This window comes from Shewanella sp. FDAARGOS_354 (assembly GCF_002209245.2).
Classification (GTDB): domain Bacteria; phylum Pseudomonadota; class Gammaproteobacteria; order Enterobacterales; family Shewanellaceae; genus Shewanella; species Shewanella xiamenensis.
Window position 1 is genome coordinate 2,598,448 of record NZ_CP022089.2, and the last position, 19,706, is coordinate 2,618,153.

The window sequence follows — 19,706 nt, forward strand, 5'->3', positions numbered from 1 at the left end:
GTGGCAGTTATCCCTGTGGGCATTGGTTACACTCACCTTAAGTTATCGCTTAGACCCAAATAAAGTCGTTGTATGCCAAACTCACACACTGCTAGAGCCAAACCTGAACCGCTCATCGCCACTGAGACCTTAGCCAATGGCCATACTACCGTAGAAGTCTGTACCAATGAGACCTGCGCAACCGAAACCCTGGTCTACGACATTCGTAAAAGCCGTTATCTCAACATCACTGGCCGCTGTACTCTGCGTTGTATCTTTTGTCCGAAACACAATGGCAGCAAGCAAATCCATGAATATCAATTGGCACTAACCCACCAGCCCAAACCGGAGGAAATTATCCCGCTGTTAGGCAATGTGGAAGACTTTGAGGAATATGTGTTTTGTGGCTATGGCGAGCCGACCATGAATCTTCCAACGCTGCTTGCCGTCGCCAAGGAAATTAAACGTCGTGGCGGTCGAGTTAGGGTCAATACCGATGGATTGGGTAATCTTGTGCATCGACGTAACATCCTGCCCGAACTGGCTGAATGTGTTGATGGCTTATCTATCTCACTCAATGCCGATAATGAGGCGGCCTATAACCAACATTGCCGACCTAAACTTGCAGACTCCTATGCCGCGGTAAATGCCTTTATCGCCCTCGCACCCCACTATATTGAGCGAGTGCAAGTCTCAGCGATTGAAGGATTAGATGGAGTAGATATCGACCTTTGCCGTGAGCAAGTGCTCGCAACTGGCTGCGAGTTTAAACACAGAGTACTCGGCACACTCGGCTAGCAAGCTCCTTGACTCTCCACTAGATTGAATCTCTTGCTCGGGATAACGCCATCACCGAGCAACTTGCCACTGTCGTAACATTTCATTCGTGTTAACATAGCCAAATTAACAGATCATCAACTCAAAATCGGCCCATGCTGAAGAACAAATCAAGCCTACATCCACTCGCACCATTACTTTCATTGACCCAAGGGCTGCATTGGTCTCACCAACGCCTGTTGGCTGTTGCGAGTCAGTTATCGATGCTTGTGATAGGTATGATCATTTTAACTAATTTAATCATTACCTTAGGTGAGCGTAGGTTACAGGAAGAATGGGCAACTCAAAGATATAGCGAATTACAAACGATAGGCACGCTGATCACAGATAAGGTTGCCTTTCAGCAGTTTCGCACTCAGTTGTTCGCCAAGGATGAACTACTCAATCAATATCTTAAAAATCCAACTCCTGCAGCAGAGCAAAAATTACAGGCAAGTTGGCAAGAACTCGTTGAGCATATTCCCGAACTACTAGGGATTGCCCTCTTCGACCCTCAGGGAAATTATAAATTTGCAACACCGGCTAACTTTAGTCAGGATGCACTTCCAGCGACCCTTCTTGGTTCTAGCCGTAATTTAGGTGGAAAAGAAGTGTTCACCTCACCTTTAGAGTTTGTGCCACTCAATGGCATGCTCGAACCCTATATGTATCAAATGACCTGGTTAGAAAAACCCGATCAAAGCTCTTTAGGTTATCTCGTTACCTACAATTCAATGGTACAGATGTTAGAAGCGATAAAACCGGCTTTCTCAAGCAATAAATCCCCCATGTTAGTACTGGATACCCAAGGATTACTCTATGCAGGGGTAAGCGATCTTGCACCGTTAACCCATATTCCAGATACCTTAGGCGCGAGTTTACGCCAAAGTTATCCGGCACTATGGCGCGAAATGTCGATGAGCAACTTTGGCCAGTTTCACGGTGAAGACGCGACGTTTGTTTACCTTAAAGTTGAACTCACTAACCAACCCGAGCTGCGACGGGAATATTTTTTACTCTCTTATATCCGTAACGACGATATTGCCTCAAAGTTTTCGCAGTGGCAGAACATCGTTATCGTCGCTTCTTTAGTTCTGACGTTACTGGCCGCTTGGGTCATTCTACTTAGCCACATGTATCGGTTACAGTATCGCTCGCGCCAATACAGCATTGACGTTGCAAACTCACTGTTTAACAGTGAAATAGGCTTTATATTAGCCAATGAACAGGCGCGCATTATCAGTGCCAACCCTAAAGCGGCAGAAGCGACTCGAGTTCCCCAAGATGAACTAACCGATCGAAGTCTGCAACGAGCCTTAAATCTCGATGATCTAACGCACACGCAAATCCTTGAACAAGTGCACCGATTGGGTGAATGGTCTGGTCACTTGTCGCTCGACAATGAAACGGGTTCAACACTAAGAGTCAACGTACGACAAGCCCCACGATTAGGGCGAGGTTTACCCCATATGTTGATCACGCTTGAAGATATCAGCGCCATTATAAACAGTCAGAACCAAGCATTCTTAAGTGAGCTGCTGTGTGATACTACGGTGGCGACCGCACTGACGGATGCCAATGGTAAGTTGATAAAAATTAACCCCGTATTTGATCAGCTCATGCAACTCAACGGCGATCTGAATCATGATTTAGCGTCATTGCTGTCTAACGATTTAGGTAATCAATGGCAACGGATCACTGCCCAAATCAGCATGCAAGGCCAATGGCAAGGCCAGATCCTTTGCTCACCCAATCTACGTCACTCAAATTGTTTACAGGCCACCCTCAAGGGACATGTCGCGACTGACGGTGAGATTGATTACATCATCTGTACCTTAGAACAAGCTATCGATGGCCAACGTGGCGCAGAACCCCGCAGTTTTGTGCCACATCGCAGCACGATTTTGCAGCACCTGTCAGATTTAGAACGCTATTTTGCTTCACTTTCGCCCCAAAGCCGCAACCACTCGAGTCTACTCGTGATGGACATTAATCCGGAGGGATTACTGAGCCACATGAGCGATATCGATCAACTCGAAAATCGCCAGCAAGAAGTGGAAATTCAGCTATTACTTGAGATACCAACCCACTATCAAATACTCCATTGGCAACTGGGTAAGCTGTTGTTATTACTTCCAGATACCGATGCAACAGCGGCACATCACTTTGCCCTTAATACCATAGAAAAGCTTAACAGCAACGGTTTAGGTGAAGGGATCAGCATCGGCATAGCTAGCTATCAAGAAGGACAAAGTCTGGAGCAATACCTCAGCAATGCCGAGGTAGCACTCAAACGGGCAAAACAGAATAACGACCAGAATATCGGCCAGGCTTTTACTCGCCAGCCGTCTTAACGGGCGGATTAAAAGAGTCTGGCAGTTGGCTTTGGGTTATTTCGATAATCGCAGAGCGGTTCATCGTGATTTTATAGCGAGCATATTCCGGTTCTTCACGGCCATCACGTAGCACTAAAATCAGATTAACCTGGTAACGACGCTCGACCGACTCATGGCTGATTTTGCCCTCAAGCTCCTTGTAAATCTTCGCTTTGCCCCGCTCTAAGTAGCGGGCAAACGGCACAAAACTAAAGTTGACTTGCTCTTGAATTGTTGAATAGCCGGCCTGAAACTCGCCTTGGTTTACCCGAGTCGCAATTTTGTAATGGAGGATCTCGGCATCGACTTTGTTCTGGCTATGTCGGTGTTTTAGGATTTCGTTTACCTTTTCGGGTAAATCCTGTGGCCGCATAAACTCCAACCACACCAATTGTTTAGCAATAACAGCCTGGCTAGTGGTATCCCTTAAGATACGGCTCCACCGCGGCCGACCACGCTGGATAAAGCGCCAAAGAGCATTACGCACATCGTCCTTAAAGATTTCCCTAAATCCGTATATCACCGCTAAGGTCAATACGAGGGCAATAGTAAAACCGCTAAAAACGCCCTGTGCCTCAATAATCAGCGCCGACACCACCAACATCACTAATGCCGTGGCAAGCCCCGTTGTGAACTTTTTAAGGCCGATCCCCAGCGGTTTTAACTCTTCTTTAAGTACGACCCCTTGCTGAATCAAACGCCGTAATAACAGCATCTTATTCGAAATTCGATTAGGATCTTGTTTTGTCTGTGCCGAGTTATAGTTATTGGCATCACGATAGGCTGATTCATTTCGACAAAGAGTTAGCACTCGCTCTTGAATGTCGGAAAAGTCACTGGTACGGGTAGCGTGGGCTAATACTTTTAGCAGTTGCTGCTCACAAAACCAAGACAGATAGTTATCCGCATTTTCAAAATAGGATTTCCATTTAGCATCGCCTGGTTCATTACGGCGAAACTTTTTCAGCAATTGGGTTATCTGTTCACACAACTCATCGAGTGCGAGATAAAAATGCTCAACATCAGCAATCCGATTGAGTTCTTTGACATCGTTTTCAACCGCTACCGCAAATTGGTAGGCAAACAAGTTTAAGTACAGCCTAAACTCTTCCACAGTGCGGCGATTCATACTGGCAAAACGGCCTTGTACGAGCGGTAAATGCAAACCTTCGGAATAGTAAGAACGGCGGCCAACAATGGCGCTATGATAATATTCTTCTTCGTTTAAGGTGTGCGCACCTATGCCCATTTCCTTAGGTAAAAAGAAATAGAGGTCAAGCTGACGATTATCGCCCTTTTCCATCTGGTGGCTGAACTTAATCGACAGGGATTCTTCTTGTTTGACACGTATCTTAAACACAAAAACCTTAATGATTGGAGCCAAAGAGTCAGCATTAACACCATCGAAAATACAATCTAAACCGAAAGCGCGCTAAATTCACTGATTAAATTCGGCTATTGACGATTCGACAACCACAAACCGTATTACTGGGCTGAAACAATACCACGGCGTAGTCTTGGTCTGGGTCACTATCAAGCACCTCAATGCTAAGGTTATGTCTGCCTGACTCACTAAAATGTAAGCTACTAATATAAGACAGATACTTCATATGCTCTGGCCAATGTTTTTTATCGACCTCCTCAGATTCTGTCTTGGTCTTAACCGACACGTTGTAGGCCATACGATTGAGCTCCATATTTTGCACTTCGCCCTGCATCAGAATGGTGCCTGCACTGGAGCCATCGAGGTTAAAATATCGATAATTAATCTGTGCATTGCCTGCGGAGATCAGTACATCGACTAAAAGATAGTATTTACCATCTTCAACCCGTTGAGCATGACGGTCAAAAAGTTCGGAGCTGCAATTGAGGATCACCGCCTTATTTGAGACTGATTGCAGATAAATCACCCCGCAAGCCACAATCAGCGCAGTGAGAATCGTGAGATTTATCGTCCACTTTAGCCACTTAGCCACAGATCCCAATCTCCTGTAGCCACTGTGCATCAATAAACTCTTTAGGGCGTCTAAAATCACTTATCTTTAAGTTTCGAATAACGGACTGCCCGAGCTTATGGCCGCGCAAAGTAATGTTAAGTACTTGTTTATCATGTGAAAGAGAAGAATAAACCTCGGACCAATCACTCTGTCCGCAGCGGCTTAGTCCCTGGCCCAATCGATCGCCTAACTCAAACAATATGGTATTGTTCGTTTTAGAATTAGCGTAAAGGTGCAAGCGAATATGTTGTCCTGATGCCAAAGGAAGTTCCGTCGATAACAAGGATTCAGTCGGCACACTATGATCAATTCGGCTAAGATAAAAACCCGAAATCGCCAGCATAAAACCAAAAACCAGTAGCGCACTCCACCAAGGTAGTGACTGTAATCGAGGATAATGAAAGCTTTTTAACCGCTGCCCTTGGGTATTGTGTAGCAAATAACCTTGACCTTTGACGGTTTCAATCAGCCCTTCATACTGCGGACCAAGAAAAGAGCGGATCATAAATACTGCGCGAGCGAGTGAAGTATCTGTTAGCGGTGGGTGCTCACCATCACCAGTCTTAAGCTCATGCTTTGAGACCAGTTTACCTTGATGTTCAACCAATAAGGTCAACACCTGTAACTCAGCACGGGGAAGGTGCCAAGATTCATTCCGAGCTTGTTCGACGAGCAAACCACGCTCTTTGTCAAACCAACAGCTCCCCACTTGCATAAAGAAAATCCCAAGCCTATAAAATCATGGAATTAAGTCTATGCAAGGCTTCTAATGATTACTGTGATCCTGTTAACCCAAGGCGGCAAATAATTACATTTCGTGAGATAAGCCGCAGGTTGGGTGTATAAAATAAAAATCTGATTTAGTTCACAGATGTAAATGGTATTTGCAAACAATAGCGTTGGCTGATAAATGCTTACAAATTTACATAAATATCACAAATAATGTGTGTCAGCACAAATTTCAATCTAAAAAAGCGAATTATTACCCAAAATTCAACCTTATAAAGCAATTAAAAATTCAACGACATCTTCTTCACTAATAAGGGAAATATCCTCTCTGGCAAATCACATTATTTATCTTTTAGCTCCCTAGAATGGCTTTCATCAACCCAGTTTTCTGATTGATAAATAAAAGCAATTACTAAAGAGGAATTTATGATGAGCATTAATCGACGCCAAGCATTAACTCGTATTATCGGTATCAGCACAGCGGCAGCGGGCGCAACATTAATGGGTACGTCAGCCTTTGCGGCGACCAATGCCGACGGTCAATATCAATTAGCACTCGGCGAAAAACTCAAATACGCACCACTAGACCCCATGGCAACCGCTAAACTCACCTACGAGACAGGTGGTGGCTGTATGCACCAAGTATTTCACTCTGTCGTCACTATGCTAGCGCAATCTAATAGTGCCGATGCTGATAAGTTTAAAACTATCCCAACCGCGCTTGCCGGTTATGGTTTTGCAGGGGTCACAGGCCAAGGCACCTTATGTGGTAACCTCAACGCTATCGGTATGTTAGTCAATATCTTAGATGATATTAATGGTCAGAACAGCGCCGTGATTGCTAACACATTCCGTTATTATGAAAATACAACGCTACCTTTATCTTCCCCTGAATTTATTGCAGGCATAGGCTCAACCGCAGAAAAAACGGCTCTGGTTGGTAGTTCATCAAAAGCCATGAGCGTATTGTGCCACTCTTCTATTAGTAACTGGTCTAGGGCATCAGGCCTACCCTTTGCTAAAAAAGGTGAACGCTGTTATCGCCTATCAGCTTCCATGGCGTATTACCTGGTCGAACTGCTAAACCGTGCCCATCAAGGAGAGAATATCGGTGCCTTACCAGGTAGCAAACCTTCACTTGAGGCTCAGGATTGCCAAGTTTGTCATGGCAGCACTGGAACATTAGGCTCGGCAGCAAGCGTTAAAACGGATATGGAATGTACCACTTGCCACACTGGACATTTTAATTAAGGAGGCAGTGATGAAATACCCATTACTTGCGTTAACCCTAGCTTCGTTTGCCCTTGCTGGCTGTGGTAGTGACGATAACAAGTCAGAGGAAATTACACCTCCACCACCTCCTCCGCCCGTCGAAAAAACCGTGAGTATTGACGAGGCGACGCAAATTAATCTGGCAGTAAAGCAATTTGATCCCAATACCGGCACGTTGTTATTTACATTGGCTGATGCGTCACAAGCGGCAATCACTGCGGCTAAAAACTACGATATTTACTATTTTGGCTTTCCTGACAAGAATAAATCGTCGTCAAATGCTAAAGCATGGAAACGTTGGCATGTCACTCAAAGCTATCGTTGCCAAAGCAAAGGTGAATGCAGCGGTAAATTAACCGAGGTAAAAAATGGTCAATATCAGTTTGAAATAGCAGGACTTGATTGGCAGCAACAGGACCCAAGTGGCGCCGTGGCGCAAATTAAAGTCGCGATTCAAATTTATGGTACCAAAGCCAATAATGAACTGACCTTAGTTCCAGTCGTTCCGTTGTAATCCTTTTCATCGACTCCTAATCAAATAGGCATCCACTTCTAGGTTTGGATGCCTATTTTGTTATTAGCGACTACTACACGCCCATAAATTACCACTGGGCATAAATTTAATCAGGGTATAGTCATCAATACGATTAATATCCACAATCTGCATATTAAAGCTCATGGTTCCCAGCGCGATTAATGCAGCCCTTGAGCGTTGCACATCCTCTCGAATCGGCTCAGGGAGCTCTGTTTGCAGCAGATCCATTTTGATATTCGCTTGAGCTAAATCAAATTGATAGGTCATAGTGCCAATGTCAAAATGTTTAACCTCACCAGAATAGTTGATGGACGCAAGATCCTTATTATCAATGCCATAACTATAATCTAAAGTTGCCTTTTGCCCCTGCACTTGGACCGAAAGCGATAAAGAATGGCGCAATAATGACGAAGATGCATCGGAAAATGGTGGCTGGAATAACTGAGCATGACAATCTAAGTGTAAACTTTTATGGCTAACACTCTGCCCATATCCATATAGCAGCCCCCCCAATCCGAGCATAATGATTAACAGGAGTTGCCATGGTTTTAAACGGCTTAACGAGAAAATGCTGGATACCATCTTAGCTACATATCCCCGCAAGTGTTAACCAATCAGGTTGCGATGTATCACTCATAAAATTGTCAGACATTAATTTTATCGTCTGAAACTTAAGCCCATTCTCACGGTTATCCCGTAAAATAAAGCTGATTAACTTGCGATCAATAGAAATATTCGCCGCCACAGATTGCCAAGGAAACACGGCACACGCTTCAATTTGCCCCATCATTTGTTCAACGAGGGACTTCATCTCCGCACAGTAGTATTGCCCAGTGTAGAACTTAACCTCTGACGCCAAACCATTTGGCTTCTGGATCTGCTGGCTATAATTCGGTGCAATTTGCGTTGGATGGCTAATATGCGCCCCAATCCCACATAGAGCTATCAGGGTAACAAGTATGATCAATGCGAACTGTAACGGATTGATTTGATATGTTGGGGAGTCAAGTAGCTTATGATTAATCGACACTGATGAAGGATATAAAATAAACCCCTCACCCCGTACCGTATCGAGTAAAGAATATGGCTTTTTTCCTAATATAGAACGCAACCGCTTGATAACATCATCGAGAGTATCATCACACCGACGGGCACCCTTAACATAGGATGACAATAACTGCGTTAATTCAAAGCGGGAAACCACCTTACCTCGATGCTTAGCCAATACGCTCAGTACTTGATATTCATCGCTACTCAGTATCCAGCGACAGCCAGAGGCATCGACTAACAAATGTTCTTGGGCATCAAACCAACAATCACCAATTTGCATCTCGGCTCCTAGCATTACCTAACTTGAAGCCGAGTATACAATTTGAACTTTAATAACGCAGTAATCCGAGGACATCTCCCCGCATCAGATGAATAATCTGTGAATTACATCAATAAAAAATTTAATGCTAAAAACAAACAAGGATACATTATGTTTCATTTGTTTTTAGAACATTGCAGCATTGAGCCACATATGTACTAAAATACTCGCCACATATCCCAACGCAATGACAGGAGTCCAACGTAAATGTGATCCGAAGGTATAAATCCCCCTCGCCTGACCCATTAATGCTACCCCTGCCGCACTGCCGATGGACAATAAACTGCCACCCACCCCTGCGGTTAACGTCACCAGTAACCACTGACCTAAGGCCATATCTGGATTCATAGTCAACACCGCAAACATCACCGGAATATTATCCACGACTGAAGACAACAAACCGATGGCTACGTTGGCAAAGGTCGCATCCCAATGGGAATACAAGGCCTCAGAAACGAGACTTAAATACCCCATAAAACCAAGACCACCTACGCATAACACTACCCCGTAGAAAAACAGCAATGTATCCCACTCAGCACGGGAGATCCGATTAAACACATCGAACGGTACGACACTACCTAACTGTTGAAGACGCTGTTTATCCTGACGTAACTCCGCCTTTGCCCGTTCACGAGCAACGGAGCGATCAAAGGTTTTACGCAGGTAATAACCAAAGAATTGCAAGAAGCCAAGACCTGTCATCATCCCCAGCACCGGTGGCATACCAAGGAAAGAGTGAGCACATACTGCAGTAGCAATCGTCAGCAGAAAGAGCGCCACAATACGTTTAGCGCCAGGTTTAGTGTAAACCTGCTCTTTTTCAGGCTCAGGGATATAATGCGGAATAAATATACTCATAATTGCCGCTGGCACGACAAAGTTGACTAATGCAGGAATAAATAGATGGAAAAAATCGGCAAAGTGCACTAACCCTTTTTGCCATACCATCAGGGTCGTGATATCACCAAAGGGACTAAATGCGCCGCCCGCATTGGCCGCCACCACGATATTGATACAAGCGAGGGTAATAAATTTTCGCTGTCCAGCGCCAACTTTCATGACCACAGCGCACATTAATAATGCGGTAGTTAAATTATCAGCCACGGGCGAAATAAAGAAAGCCATAAAGCCTGTCAACCAGAAAACGGTTCGTAAGCTAAAACCACGTCCCACTAACCAACCGCGAATGGCATCGAATAAATTTCGTTCTTCCATGGCATTGATATAGGTCATCGCCACCAATAGGAAGAGTAATAACTCGGCATATTCCAATAAATTATGCTTAAAGGCTGCTTCAGAGACCTCTGACATACCATTTTGCACATACACAAAACCTATCATGCCCCAAATAATGCCAGCTGCGACCAATACGGGTTTGGATTTACGCAGGTGCAGCGCCTCTTCGGCCATCACCAAAATATAGGCAAGCACGAAGACGCATACGGCAATATACCCCACTGATGCAGCGGTTAAATCGAGCCGTTCTGTTCCTTCGGTCATTGCCCAAACTGCTGGTGAGAATCCGCTCAATATTGCAACACAGAATAGGCTAAATAATGCCATTCCACTGTTTCTAAACCACCGCTGTAATTTCATCTAAATTCATCTCTGCAAGGGAAATCAGTTCGCAAATTACCATAGCTCGGGTTCTGTAAATTTTGATAAAACGCAACTTTCTATGTATTTCCCGATAACCAAAGGCACTTACAACATTAATTTTTGTATAACTACAGGCGAAACTAATAAAGATTTAACTAACTTTGTTTCAAGTTAGTCTAAAAACAGCCAATAAAAAAGCACCTCTCGGTGCTTTTATGTTGATATCAATCACATTGATTAGAACGAATAGAGCAAGGTCATATTGGTTTCGGTATCGGTGCTCTTTTTATTGTCCAGCGGCTCGCTGTTATAACGCACGATAATGGCAAACTTCATTGCCAAGGCGCCAATAATATTCGCAGTGAGTGAGGTTTCCGAACGCGCATCTAATTTATCACCATAGTCGGCGACAAAACGCTGTTGGAATTTTGAGGTTTCTGTGATTTCAGTTTCGAAGTTAATCACACCGTGGGCAACCACACTGTCATTGGAATCTGTGCCCTCTAACAGAGCTTGCTCTGAATCGAGGCGTTGATAGATATAACCGGGACCGATTTCAACATCTAAGAAAGTCTTGCTGGTGTCATAGAGCCTATGACCATAACCCGTCGCGCCAGATACTGTGTAGTCATAACCGGTAAAAGGGTCAACTTCGTAGTTAGCGTTAGCAAATAGATAGCTGCGGTCAGTCATCTTATAGTTGCCTTGTGCCCCCGCTAAATAGCGCTTAGCCGTAACCTCGCCAGTATCCTCTTTATATAAACCTTCTAAAAGATATTGGTTTTCCCAATCACCTAATTCGTGTTTGAAGTTTAAGCGACCTTTGTAAGATGAGGTATCTGTGTTGCCTGTGGTTAAGGTTGCACCTAGCTCGGCTTCGCCCGCGAATGTTTTATCGCCTTTAACAAAATCGGCTCCCGCATTCGCCATAAATGGCGCCGTCATCAATAGTGCAGCGGTCAGTACTTTCTTCATGTTTATCCGTTCCTGTTCCGTTTAATCCCCTAAAAATCTGCGTAATACTAACATTTACGATTGAAAAATAAAAATTCATCGATTTTTTGCATAAAAAAGCCCGCTAATCAGCGGGCTTTGAAAAGTGATTTAAGGCTTACAGGTTGATCTTAGGGTCTAAAGCACCTGATTGATACGCTTTGTACATTGCTTGTAAAGACAAAGGCTTAATCTTAGAGGCTTGACCCGCACAACCAAAGGCCTCGTAGCGAACGGTACAGATGTCTGCCATCGCTTCCATAGAGGCTTTCAGGAACTTACGTGGGTCGAACTCGCTTGGGTGTTCGGCCAAGTATTTACGTACCGCACCAGTAGACGCTAAGCGCAAGTCGGTATCGATGTTCACTTTACGCACGCCGTGTTTGATACCTTCAACGATTTCTTCTAATGGCACGCCGTAAGTTTCAGGAATTTGACCACCGTATTGGTTGATGATCTTAAGCCATTCTTGCGGCACAGAAGAAGATCCATGCATCACTAAGTGAGTGTTAGGAATGCGGGCATGGATTTCTTTGATGCGGTCGATACGCAGTACATCACCCGTTGGTTTACGGCTGAACTTGTATGCGCCGTGGCTGGTACCAATTGCAATCGCTAGCGCGTCAACATGGGTATCAGCAACGAAGCGTGCCGCTTCTTCTGGGCTGGTCAGCAGTTGGTCGTGGCTTAATACGCCTTCAGCGCCCACACCGTCTTCTTCACCGGCAGTACCGGTTTCTAAGCTGCCTAAACAACCGATTTCGCCCTCGACAGACACACCACACGCGTGGGCGAATGCAACAGTTCTGCGAGTCACATCAACGTTGTACTCGTAAGACGCTGGGGTTTTACCGTCGGCCATTAATGAGCCGTCCATCATTACTGATGACATACCTAATTGGATAGAACGCTGACAAATATCAGGGTCAGTACCATGGTCTTGGTGGATACAAACTGGGATATCGGGATACTGCTCAAGTGCAGCCGTCATCAGGTATTTTAAGAATTGTGGACGCGCATATTTACGCGCACCCGCAGAGGCTTGCACGATAACAGGGCTGTCGGTGGCTTCTGCGGCCTGCATGATGGCGCGCATTTGCTCAAGGTTGTTTACGTTGAACGCTGGCACACCGTATCCATGTTCTGCCGCGTGATCGAGTAGTTGTCGTAGGGAAATTAACGCCATTTTTTTAACTCCAATAATAGGGTGACTTCACATTAACGCTGGGTCACCGAGGTCGCTATCGTTTGGATGGATTTTTATGCTCAATCGCTCTAGTGATGTGTAAATCCCTTTAGAGAAGGAGCGGTTTTTTTTATAATTTTTTATCATTTTTTGTGCTGTCGCGGCGCAGTGCCGCGACAGCGCAATACCTAACTCAATGTTAGGCACCGCGTTTTTTCAACATAGCTACAGCGGGTAACTCTTTACCTTCGAGGAACTCGAGGAAAGCACCACCACCAGTAGAGATGTAAGAGACTTTATCGGCGATACCGTATTTATCGACCGCCGCTAAGGTGTCACCACCGCCAGCGATAGAGAAGGCTTTAGAATCAGCGATAGCTTGCGCGATACGCTTAGTGCCTTCACCGAATTGGTCGAATTCGAACACGCCCACAGGACCGTTCCATACGATAGTGCCAGCAGACTCAATGATTTTCGCTAACGCTTCGGCGCTGTCGGGACCGATGTCGAAAATCATGTCGCTATCGCCAACCTCACTCACTGCTTTTAAGGTCGCAGCAGCCGTTGGACTAAACTCACCCGCCACAACCACATCGGTAGGCACAGGAATATCGCCACCGCGGCTTTGGGCGTTCGCCACTAAGCGCTTAGCTTCATCAATTAAATCCGCTTCGTATAAGGATTTACCCACGTTGTGGCCCGCCGCAGCGATAAAGGTGTTGGCGATACCACCGCCAACCACTAATTGATCCACAATGCCGGATAAACTTTCTAATACGGTCAGCTTAGTTGACACTTTAGAGCCACCAACAATCGCAACTAATGGACGAGCAGGATTATCTAACGCCTTACCTAAAGCATCTAACTCTTGGGCCAGTAATGGACCAGCACAGGCGATAGGGGCGTGTAAACCAACACCATTCGTTGAGGCTTCTGCGCGGTGAGCCGTGCCAAAAGCATCCATCACATACACATCACATAAGGCTGCCATTTTCTTTGACAGCGCTTCATCGTTTTTCTTCTCGCCTTTGTTAAAGCGAACGTTTTCAAACACAACCACTTCGCCTACCGCAACTTCAACGCCGTCTAAATAGTCGGTCGCTAAACGGACGGTGCAAGACAGGGCTTTGGCCAAGTAATCGACTACAGGTTGCATGGAGAATTCACTGTTGTACTCACCTTCGGTTGGACGACCTAAGTGAGACATCACCATCACCGCTGCACCTTTGGCAAGGGCTAACTCGATAGTGGGGAGTGAGGCACGCAGACGTGCATCACTGGTGACGACGCCGTTGCTGACAGGCACATTGAGATCTTCACGAATAAGCACTCGCTTACCTTGGAGATCTAAATCTGACATATTGATAATTGCCATGGTAACGCTTCCTTTTATAATCAAAAAACAAACTGGTTTTTCATCAATCGGTTAGTGTAGATGGCGATTCGGCACTCGACATCCCGTCGAATTGGCCACTACGCTTTAACCCATTGGTATCAATTCTTATCTTCAGCTTTGTTTAGCTGCAATCATCGCTAAACTGGTATCTAACATGCGATTGGCAAAGCCCCACTCGTTATCGCACCACAGCAACAGTTTAACCAACTGCCCTGCGCTCACCCGAGTCTGGGTGCCATCGACAATACTGGAGCGCGGATCATGGTTAAAATCACAGGATACCAGCGGCTCGTCAGTATAGCCTAAGATGCCGTTAAATCGTCCATTGGCGGCCAATTCTAACACTTGATTGACGGTCGCAATATCCACTGTTTTATCTAATGTTACCGAAAGATCGATAGCGGTAACGTTAATCGTCGGCACTCGCACCGAAATCGCCTCAAATTTGTCCTTCATGTGCGGCAAAATCCGCTCAATACCACGGGCAAGTTTAGTATCAACAGGGATAATTGACTGACCCGCAGCTCGGGTGCGGCGTAAGTCATCATGATAGGCATCAATCACTTGCTGATCGTTCATCGCCGAATGAATGGTGGTAATCGCGCCGCTTTTCACACCAAAGTGTTTATCCAGTACATCAATCACAGGCACGATACAGTTGGTGGTACAAGAGGCATTGGAGACCACTGTATGCTCGGCGCGCAGTAATTCTTGATTCACACCGTAAACGATTGTGCCGTCGACATCGGCCGATGAAGGATGACTGATTAAGACTTGTTTGGCACCCGCGTGGATATGGGCCTCGCAGCTTTGTCGATCTAAAATGGCACCTGTCGCTTCATAGACGATATCGATGTCCATCTCGCGCCAAGGTAGCTTGGCTGGATCAGGTTCATGGAGAATTTTGATGGCGTCATCGCCGATCAGCATCTGATCATCGACTAATTTGACTCTGGGCTGAAATCGACCGTGGGTAGTATCGTACTGGGTCAAATGGACAATGGCTTCAGGCTTAGCCAACTCATTGATTGCGACAATTTGGATTTGCTGGCGTTTTCCGGACTCATATAAAGCACGAAGGATTGAGCGGCCAATACGACCATAACCATTGATTGCGACTCGGATCATTGAGGTCTTTATTTCCTCTTAACAATACTGCATATACAAAAACGGCCTGCAAACAATTGCAGGCCGCATTATACAGATTAACCTTTCAAAAGTTTAACCTTTTGTCGGTAATCCCATCACCTAAACAATTAGCCTAGTGATTTTGCAGCGTTCAGCACATTTTCAACGGTGAAACCGAAGTGCTTCAGCAGCACGTTGCCTGGCGCAGACTCACCAAAAGTAGTCATGCCCACAACTGTGCCTTCGAAACCAACATACTTGTACCAGAAGTCAGTATGGGCCGCTTCGATAGCAATACGTTTAGTTACGGCTTTTGGCAGTACAGATTCTTTGTAAGCAGCATCTTGCTTATCAAACTCAGTGTTTGATGGCATAGATACCACGCGAACTTGTTTGCCTTGTTCAGTCAGGGCCGCAGCAGCTTCTACCGCCAATTGCACTTCACTACCAGTAGCGATCAGAATGTACTCAGGTGTACCCGCGCAGTCTTGCAGTACGTAAGCGCCTTTTGCCACATTGGCTAATTGCTCAGCAGTACGTGCTTGAGCCTTCAGGTTTTGACGGCTGAAGATCAGTGATGTTGGAGCATGGCGACGTTCGATAGCCGCTTTCCACGCTACTGCGGTTTCAGCCGCGTCACATGGGCGCCATACCGCCATGTTTGGCGTCATACGCAGGTTAGCTAATTGCTCAACGGGTTGGTGAGTTGGGCCGTCTTCACCTTGACCGATAGAGTCATGGGTGTAAACGAAGATGTTTTGAATTCCCATCAGTGCAGACATACGTACAGCGTTGCGTGCGTATTCCATGAACATCATGAAAGTCGCGCCGTAGTTGATGAAACCACCGTGCAGAGACACACCGTTCATGATGCCGCTCATACCGAATTCACGCACACCGTAGTACACGTAGTTACCCGCTGGATCGTCTTGAATCCCTTTAGAACCTGCCCACAAGGTGAGGTTAGAACCCGCTAAGTCTGCTGAGCCGCCTAACAGTTCAGGCAGCATAGCGCCAAAGGCTGCAATCGCGTTTTGTGACGCTTTACGGCTCGCAATACCTTCGCCTTTGGCTTGGCATTCTTGGATAAAGGCTTGTGCTTTGGCTTCGAAATCGGCTGGTAATTCACCTTTCAGTACACGGCGCTCGTATTCAGCAGCCAGTTCTGGGTAAGCTTTCGCGTAAGCGGCAAACTTATCGTTCCATGCCGCTTCACGGGCTGCTCCCACTTCTTTAGCATCCCAACCAGCGTATACGTCGGCAGGAATTTCGAATGGCGCATGTGGCCAGCCTAAGAATTCACGGGCCGCGGCGATTTCCGCATCACCTAATGGCGCGCCGTGGCAATCGTGGCTGCCAGATTTGTTTGGCGAACCAAAACCGATAATGGTTTTGCAGCAGATCATGGTTGGTTTGTCGGTGACCGCTTTAGCCGCTTCGATAGCCGCGCGAATCGCATCGCTATCGTGACCATCTACGTTAGCAATCACATGCCAGCCGTATGATTCGAAACGTTTTGGCGTGTCATCGGTAAACCAGCCTTCAACATGACCGTCGATAGAGATGCCGTTGTCATCCCAAAATGCGATCAGTTTGCCTAGGCCTAAGGTACCAGCCAGAGAACACGCTTCGTGGGAAATACCTTCCATCAAGCAGCCATCGCCGAGGAAGCAGTATGTGTAGTGGTCAACAATCTCGTGACCTTCACGGTTAAACTGTGCCGCTAAGGTTTTTTCTGCAATCGCCATACCCACAGCGTTGCTGATCCCCGCACCTAATGGACCCGTGGTGGTTTCAACACCTGGGGTGTAACCATATTCTGGGTGACCTGGGGTTTTAGAATGTAACTGGCGGAATTGCTTCAGCTCATCCATTGGCAGATCGTAGCCCGTGAGGTGTAATAAAGAGTAGATCAGCATAGAGCCATGACCGTTAGAGAGGATAAAACGATCTCTATCTACCCATTTCGGATTGTTCGGATTGTGCTTAAGGAAATCATTCCACAGCACTTGCGCAATATCTGCCATGCCCATTGGGGCGCCAGGGTGGCCTGAGTTTGCTTTTTGAACTGCATCCATACTTAACGCACGGATTGCGTTGGCGAGTACTTTACGGGAAGGCATGCTCTCTCCTGCTTAATTTGTGGGGGTCTAGCGGGCAATTTGGATGCATATTTTCCCCTACATAGCGAAGCGACGCAAACGAAAATTCACCACAATCTTGTCTTCGCACTCCCAATGGGACTTTTTACGATAAAAAAATAGCTTAAAGATGAACTATTCAAGCCAAAACATCGTACTAAACTCGCAATGACAATCACTCAGTGTCATTAACCTTAAAGAGTCCGTGATGGGAAAACAGCAACGATTCCAAGTTTACCCAACGGTTTGCAGAGAGTGATTATAGTTTTTAATTATAATTTTCAAAAAGTTAATTAACTTAAACGCTTTTTAGTTCAAATTTTAAAGCTGAGATTTACCTCACTAAGTACAGAAATATTTAGCTTTGGGGGTGTCATGGCGATGAATTTCCACTAAAATAGCCGTCTAGATGTAGATGCTTCTACACGTTTGATTGCTAACGACGAGATTTTCCTACTATGGCAAAGCACTTGTTTACTTCTGAGTCGGTCTCAGAAGGTCATCCCGATAAGATTGCAGATCAGATTTCTGATGCTGTGCTAGACGCGATTCTGGCCCAAGATCCTAAAGCGCGCGTTGCGTGCGAAACATATGTCAAAACTGGCATGGTATTAGTAGGTGGCGAAGTGACCACCTCTGCCTGGGTTGATATTGAAGAGCTTACCCGAAAAACGGTTCGTGAAATTGGTTATATCCATTCAGATATGGGCTTCGATGCCGATTCTTGCGCCGTATTAAACGCGATTGGTAAACAGTCACCGGACATCAACCAGGGTGTTGACCGCGCAGATCCAAAAGAGCAAGGTGCCGGCGACCAAGGTTTAATGTTTGGTTATGCCAGCAACGAGACTGACATTCTGATGCCAGCACCTATTACTTATGCCCACGCATTAGTGAAGCGTCAATCAGAAGTGCGTAAAAATGGCACCCTGCCATGGTTACGCCCAGATGCGAAAAGCCAAGTGACCTTCGCCTACGAAGACAACAAGATTGTTGGTATTGATGCGATCGTATTGTCTACCCAACACAGCCCTGATATCGCTCAAGCGGATTTGATTGAAGGCGTGATGGAAACCATCATCAAACCAGTTCTGCCAGCACAATGGCTGAGCAAGGACACTAAATACTTCATTAACCCAACTGGCCGTTTCGTGATCGGTGGTCCTATGGGTGACTGTGGTTTAACCGGTCGTAAGATCATCGTGGATACCTACGGTGGTATGGCGCGTCACGGTGGTGGTGCATTCTCTGGTAAAGACCCATCAAAAGTTGACCGTAGTGCTGCTTACGCTGCCCGTTACGTTGCGAAAAACATCGTAGCAGCGGGTCTGGCAGACCGTTGTGAGATCCAAGTGTCTTACGCTATCGGTGTAGCTGAACCGACTTCTATCAGTGTTGAGACTTTCGGTACGGGTAAAGTATCTGAAGAAGTCTTAATCAAGTTAGTCCGTCAACACTTCGACCTGCGTCCATACGGCCTGACTGAGATGTTGAACTTAGCTCGTCCAATTTACCAAGCGACAGCCGCTTATGGTCACTTTGGCCGCAGCGAGTTCCCATGGGAAGCGACGGATAAAGCTGACGCACTGCGCGCCGATGCAGGTCTGTAATCTACATTAAGCTCATGCTTTTACAAGAAAAAACCGCCTAATGGCGGTTTTTTTATGCTTAGGATGTATTGCCTAACTCCATTCCTCTCAGCAAGATGGCTTTTACTCTATGCAAAAGACAGAGACTCAATGAAGCCGTTAATCGCACAACTCCAATCCTGTTCTTGGGCGAACAAAGTGGGCCATTACGAGCCCATGGCCAACACCTTAGGTAGCCTAGAAGACATAGCCACTTGCCTTGAAAGGGATCCCGACCGTTTTTTCGAACCGCCCTACACTGAACCCTATGAAAGCTTATGTGTTAGCGACCATCAACAAGCCGACAGATTAAAGCCCCAAGTCTCTAGCGAAATCGTCGCTCAAATAGCGAAAACCGCCTATCTGGAAACGTGGAAAATAATGCCCGTTGCCGAGATTTGCGCACTAGTCGCAGATGATGCCGAAACCTTAGCCACCTTATTGTTAGCCGAAGTCACGCTATGCGACTTCACACAAGAACGTTTAGCCTGGTACTTGCAGGGACGGCTTCCTTTTGGCTATCAAGGAAATTACCCGACGGGGAAATGGTTAATCCTGTGATC

The 19,706-nt window shown here is 46.0% G+C and carries 17 protein-coding genes; 6 read left to right on the plus strand and 11 right to left on the minus strand.

Going from position 1 to position 19,706, the window contains the following annotated elements; translation table 11 throughout:
• Positions 1-72 precede the first annotated feature (72 nt).
• Together CEQ32_RS11735 and CEQ32_RS11740 are read left to right on the plus strand one after the other, a co-directional pair.
• The gene (locus CEQ32_RS11735; RefSeq protein WP_088586074.1) at positions 73-777 is read left to right on the plus strand and encodes a TatD family nuclease-associated radical SAM protein; all 705 of its coding nucleotides are present in this window, start codon (positions 73-75) and stop codon (positions 775-777) included.
• A 134-nt stretch (positions 778-911) separates the two neighbouring features.
• Entirely contained in the window at positions 912-3,149 is a 2,238-nt protein-coding gene (locus CEQ32_RS11740; protein ID WP_088586075.1) for a PAS domain-containing protein, read from the plus strand.
• Here the strand turns inward: CEQ32_RS11740 and CEQ32_RS11745 are convergent.
• The 3 genes from CEQ32_RS11745 to CEQ32_RS11755 all read right to left on the minus strand — a co-directional run bounded on the left by CEQ32_RS11745 (position 3,130) and on the right by CEQ32_RS11755 (position 5,882).
• Entirely contained in the window at positions 3,130-4,530 is a 1,401-nt protein-coding gene (locus CEQ32_RS11745) for a hypothetical protein (RefSeq protein WP_037414753.1), read from the minus strand. The genes CEQ32_RS11740 and CEQ32_RS11745 overlap by 20 nt on opposite strands.
• Positions 4,531-4,615: 85 nt before the next feature.
• Positions 4,616-5,146, minus strand: a complete 531-nt coding sequence (locus tag CEQ32_RS11750) for a hypothetical protein (protein ID WP_037414709.1) — start codon at positions 5,144-5,146, stop codon at positions 4,616-4,618.
• Positions 5,139-5,882 (minus strand): winged helix-turn-helix domain-containing protein, encoded by a 744-nt coding sequence (locus tag CEQ32_RS11755; RefSeq protein ID WP_088586076.1) that lies wholly within the window; start codon positions 5,880-5,882, stop codon positions 5,139-5,141. Before CEQ32_RS11755 ends, CEQ32_RS11750 begins: the two co-directional genes overlap by 8 nt.
• A 443-nt stretch (positions 5,883-6,325) precedes the next feature.
• Here CEQ32_RS11755 and CEQ32_RS11760 point away from each other — a divergent pair, with 443 nt between their 5' ends.
• Both CEQ32_RS11760 and CEQ32_RS11765 read left to right on the plus strand, forming a co-directional pair.
• Complete coding sequence (locus CEQ32_RS11760; protein ID WP_181159861.1) at positions 6,326-7,147, plus strand: cytochrome C; 822 nt, start codon at positions 6,326-6,328, stop codon at positions 7,145-7,147.
• Positions 7,148-7,157: 10 nt separating this feature from the next.
• Positions 7,158-7,682, plus strand: coding sequence for a hypothetical protein (locus tag CEQ32_RS11765; RefSeq protein ID WP_088586078.1), 525 nt, complete (start codon positions 7,158-7,160; stop codon positions 7,680-7,682).
• A 63-nt stretch (positions 7,683-7,745) separates the two neighbouring features.
• On the opposite strand, the gene CEQ32_RS11770 is transcribed toward CEQ32_RS11765, so the two are convergent.
• The 8 genes from CEQ32_RS11770 to tkt form a co-directional block, all read right to left on the minus strand.
• Entirely contained in the window at positions 7,746-8,285 is a 540-nt protein-coding gene (locus CEQ32_RS11770; protein WP_037430316.1) for a hypothetical protein, read from the minus strand.
• Position 8,286: 1 nt separating this feature from the next.
• A complete protein-coding gene (locus CEQ32_RS11775; protein WP_037430314.1) occupies positions 8,287-9,033 on the minus strand; it encodes a winged helix-turn-helix domain-containing protein in 747 nt (248 codons plus the stop codon).
• Between the two features lie 165 nt (positions 9,034-9,198).
• Positions 9,199-10,668 (minus strand): sodium:proton antiporter NhaD, encoded by a 1,470-nt coding sequence (gene nhaD / locus CEQ32_RS11780; protein ID WP_047539845.1) that lies wholly within the window; start codon positions 10,666-10,668, stop codon positions 9,199-9,201.
• Positions 10,669-10,908: 240 nt separating this feature from the next.
• The gene (locus CEQ32_RS11785) at positions 10,909-11,646 is read right to left on the minus strand and encodes a YdiY family protein (protein WP_037414718.1); all 738 of its coding nucleotides are present in this window, start codon (positions 11,644-11,646) and stop codon (positions 10,909-10,911) included.
• A 136-nt stretch (positions 11,647-11,782) separates the two neighbouring features.
• On the minus strand, positions 11,783-12,850 hold the full coding sequence (gene fba, locus CEQ32_RS11790) for a class II fructose-bisphosphate aldolase (RefSeq protein WP_011071213.1): 1,068 nt from the start codon (positions 12,848-12,850) through the stop codon (positions 11,783-11,785).
• Positions 12,851-13,049: 199 nt separating this feature from the next.
• Positions 13,050-14,225 (minus strand): phosphoglycerate kinase, encoded by a 1,176-nt coding sequence (locus tag CEQ32_RS11795; RefSeq protein WP_037429457.1) that lies wholly within the window; start codon positions 14,223-14,225, stop codon positions 13,050-13,052.
• A gap of 132 nt (positions 14,226-14,357) precedes the next feature.
• Positions 14,358-15,374 (minus strand): erythrose-4-phosphate dehydrogenase, encoded by a 1,017-nt coding sequence (gene epd, locus CEQ32_RS11800; protein WP_037429458.1) that lies wholly within the window; start codon positions 15,372-15,374, stop codon positions 14,358-14,360.
• Positions 15,375-15,502: 128 nt separating this feature from the next.
• Positions 15,503-17,497, minus strand: coding sequence for a transketolase (gene tkt, locus CEQ32_RS11805; RefSeq protein ID WP_037429460.1), 1,995 nt, complete (start codon positions 17,495-17,497; stop codon positions 15,503-15,505).
• 476 nt (positions 17,498-17,973) lie between these two features.
• On the opposite strand from tkt, the gene metK reads away from it, so the two are divergent.
• Positions 17,974-19,125 carry a methionine adenosyltransferase gene (gene metK / locus CEQ32_RS11810; protein WP_037414745.1) on the plus strand — a complete coding sequence of 384 codons (1,152 nt, stop codon included), beginning with the start codon at positions 17,974-17,976 and terminating at the stop codon, positions 19,123-19,125.
• 129 nt (positions 19,126-19,254) lie between these two features.
• Positions 19,255-19,704 (plus strand): hypothetical protein, encoded by a 450-nt coding sequence (locus tag CEQ32_RS11815; RefSeq protein ID WP_037429463.1) that lies wholly within the window; start codon positions 19,255-19,257, stop codon positions 19,702-19,704.
• The last annotated feature ends 2 nt before the right edge of the window (positions 19,705-19,706 follow it).